Below are 3,644 nucleotides of genomic sequence, written 5' to 3'. Positions count from 1 at the left end.
GCGCCGGGGCGACCGGCCGCCGCCGCGCTCGGGCAGCGGCGGCAGCGCAGGATCGAGCAGCCACGCGTCGAGCAGCGCGTCGAGCGAGCGGCCGGCGACCTGCTCGGCGAGCCGCCGGAAGTCGTCCGTGTCCGCGGTCGACGCCGCATTGCGGGCCGCCCACTCGTGCAGCAGCTCGAAGAATCGCACGTCGCCGAGCTCGATGCGCAGCGCGTGCACAAGCAGCGCGCCGCGCTTGTAGATGCGGTCGTCGAACATGCGCTCGGGGCCCGGGTCCCCGAGCACGAGGTCCTGCGGCAGCGCCGCGAGTCTCCGGTGGTGCAGCGCCGCGAGCTCGTCGGCGCTCTCGCGCCCCGACGCATCCGACCACAGCCACTCGGCGTAGCACGCGAGCCCCTCGTTGAGCCAGATGTGCTGCCACGAGCGCACGCCCACGCTGTTGCCGAACCACTGGTGCGCGAGCTCGTGCGCGATGAGCCGCTCCTCGCCGCCGCGCCCGTCGATGTGGTTCGCGCCGAACACCGCCGCCGCGTGCGACTCGAGGGGGATCTCGAGCTCGTCGGGCGTCACGACGACGGTGTAGTCGTCGAACGGGTAGGGGCCGAAGCGATCGACGAAGCAGTCGAGCATCGCCGGCAGCGGCGCGAGGTCGGCGCGCACGCGCCGCTCGAGCGCCGCCGGGTGGTAGGCGACGAGCCGCACGTCGCTGTGCGTGCGCGAGCGGCGCACGTAGCGGCCGATGTGCACGGTCGTGAGGTACGTCGCGGTCGGCGTGCGGCACTCGAACGTGCGGGTGGTGCGGCCAGACGACGTCGACTCGTCGACGAGCACGCCCGTCGCGACGACGCGGTAGGGCTGCTCGGCGGTGACGCGGATGCGGTAGGTCGCCTTGTTCGAGGGCCGGTCGTTGCACGGGAACCACGAGGGCGAGCCCGTGGGCTGCGACGCGACGATGACGCCGTCCTCGAGCTCCTCCCAGCCGACGAGGCCCCAGCTCGAGCGGCGCGGCGCGGGGGAGCCCGCGTAGGCGACCTCGAGCTCGAACGCCGTGCCCGCGGGGATGGGCGCCGGCGGCTGCAGCACGAGCCGCGCGCCGCGCTGCACCGGTCGCACGCGCTCGCCGTCGATGCTCGCGCGGCTCGCCCGGAGGCCCGCGAGGTCGAGCTCGATCGCCGCGAGCTCGACCTCGGCCCGCCCGGCGATGCGCGCGACGCCGTCGAGCCGGTTCGTCGCGACCCGGTAGTCGATCGCGAGGTCGTAGTGGGTCGCGCTCCAGCGGACGTCGCCCGAGGTGGGCACGTACGCGTCGCCGCCGACGGGCGCGCCCCTCGTGGCCTGCCCTCCGCCCTTGCGCCCGCCGCCGCTCACGCGGTCACCGCGTGGTAGTCGGCGAAGACGACCTCGCGCCACGGGCCGATGGGGTTGCCGCTCCAGCGGCTGCGGTCCGGCACGAGCTCGCCCCGCATCACGAGCGACGCGGGACCGACGGTCGCGTGCTCGCCGATCGCCGCGGCAGGCAGGATGACGCTGTGCGGGCCGAGCGTCGCGCCGCGCTCGAGCGTGACGCCGTCGATCGACATCATGCGGTCGTGGAAGAGGTGCGTCTGGACGACGCAGCCGCGGTTGACGGCGGATGCGTCGCCGAGCGTGACGAGGTCGGCCTCGGGCAGCCAGTACGTCTCGATCCACGCGCCGTGCCCGATGCGCGCGCCGAGGCTGCGCAGCCACCACACGAGGGCGGGGCTCCCCGCCGCGGACTGCGCGAACCACGGGGCCGCGACCATCTCGGTGAAGGTGTCGGCGACCTCGCTCCGCCACACGAACGACGACCAGAGCGGATGCTCGGCGGGCCGGATGCGCTGCACGAGCGCCCACTTCGCGAGGGTCGAGACGGCCGCGGCAACCGCGCCCGCGGCGAGCAGCACGAGCCCGCTCGAGAGCGCCGCACCGATCGCGCCCCACGCGTCGAAGGCGGCGAGCAGGGCCAGCTGCACGGCGAGGCCGATCGCCGCGGTCACGACGACCGGCACGATCCGGCACAGCTCCCATGCGGCGCGCGCGAGGCGCAGGCGCAGCGGCGGGTCGAACGTGCGCGCGGCGTCGACCTCCACCGGTGTCCGGCGAAGCCGCACAGGCGGCGAGCCGAGCCACGACGAGCCCTTCTTCGACGAGCGGGGCGCCGCCGAGAGCACGGCCACGAGCGAGTCGTTCGGGATGCGCAGGCCCGCGCCCGCCATCCCGGAGTTGCCGAGGAACGCGCGCTCGCCGATCTCGGCGTGCGCGATGCGCACCCAGCCCCCGCCGAGCTCGTACGAGGCGACGAGCGTGTCGTCGGCGAGGAACGCGCCCGAGTGCACCGTCGTCATCTTCGGCACGAGCAGCACGGTCGAGATCTCCGCACCGCGGCCGACGCGCGCGCCGAGCAGCCGCAGCCACGCGGGCGTGATGAGCGAGGCGTAGAGCGGGAAGAGCATCGTGCGCGACAGGTCGAGCACGCGCTCGATCGCCCACACCCGCAGCCCGTTCGCGCTGTGCACCGGGACGTCGCCCTCGGTCATGCCGATCGAGAGCACGCGCACCGTCGCGACGACGAGCACGGCGAGGGCGAGCGCCGCGACGAGCGTCGCCGGCACGAGGGCGCCGAAGGCGGCGCGCACGACGTCGGCGAGCGTCGCCGAGCCCGCGACCGCGCCCGCGACCACAGCGAGGCCGGCGGCGAGCGCCGCGATGGGCAGCAGCGACAGGCCGATCGCCGCGAGGCCGTACGCCCAGCTCCAGCCGGTCGTGCGCGCCGGTCGGGCGGCGGGCCACCACGGCTTCGCCGCGCCGATCCGCCGCGCGGGGGACCCGGCCCAGCGCTCACCCGCGCGCACCCGGCCGAAGACCGCCGAGCCCGGCATGACGACGGCGTCCTTGCCGATGCGGGTGCCGGGCGCGAGCGTCGAGCGCGCCCCGATCGTCGAGCGCGCCCCGATGCGGATCGCGCCGATGCGCACGACATCGCCGTCGATCCAGTAGCCGCTCAGGTCGACCTCGGGCTCGATCGCGGCGCCCTTCCCGACGCGCAGCATGCCGGTGACCGGGGGCACCGAGTGCAGGTCGACGTCGTCGCCGATCCGAGCGCCGAGGGCGCGCGCGTAGAGCGTCACCCACGGGGCGCCCGCGAGGCTCACGGCGCCCGACTGCTGCGCGATCTGCTCCGCGAGCCACAGCCGCAGGTGCACGCTGCCGCCGCGCGGGTGGTCGCCCGCCTCGACGCCCCGCAGCAGCAGCCGCGCGGCGACGACCGCGATCGCCATCCGCCCGAACGGCGTCGCGAACAGCGCGAGGCCGGCGACGAGCAGCCACCCGTCGGCGCTCGGGAGCGCCGCGAAGCCGGGCAGCGGGGCGAGCAGCGTGCTCACGGTGAGCGCGAGCAGCAGCCACCGCATGCCGCCGAGCATGAGGAGCGGCACGGTGAGCAGCACCTGGATCCACTGCGTGTCGCGCGGCGTGCGCGCGACGACGTGCGTCGAGACCGCCTCGGGCTCCGAGCCGCGGGATCGCGCGCCGAGCTCGGCCGCCATCGCGCCGAGCCGCGGGTACGCGTAGACGTCGGCGACCGTGAACTCCGGCGAGCGCGCGCGGATGCGAGTCACGAGCTG

General features: G+C 75.6%; 2 protein-coding genes. Both read right to left on the bottom strand.

Annotation, left to right across the window (positions count from 1 at the left end; translation table 11 throughout):
• On the bottom strand, window positions 1–1,368 hold a 1,368-nt coding region (locus NWP09_RS12245; RefSeq protein WP_258275780.1), incomplete at its 3' end, for a M1 family metallopeptidase.
• A partial coding sequence (locus tag NWP09_RS12240) for a Pls/PosA family non-ribosomal peptide synthetase (protein WP_369010426.1) occupies window positions 1,365–3,644 on the bottom strand: 2,280 nt, incomplete at its 5' end. The genes NWP09_RS12240 and NWP09_RS12245, both read right to left, overlap by 4 nt.

Source organism: Agrococcus sp. HG114 (assembly GCF_024723325.1).
In the GTDB taxonomy this organism is placed as follows: Bacteria; Actinomycetota; Actinomycetes; order Actinomycetales; family Microbacteriaceae; genus Agrococcus.
The sequence above is the reverse complement of the archived record's forward strand: the minus strand, read 5'-3'. Positions and strand labels throughout refer to the sequence as shown.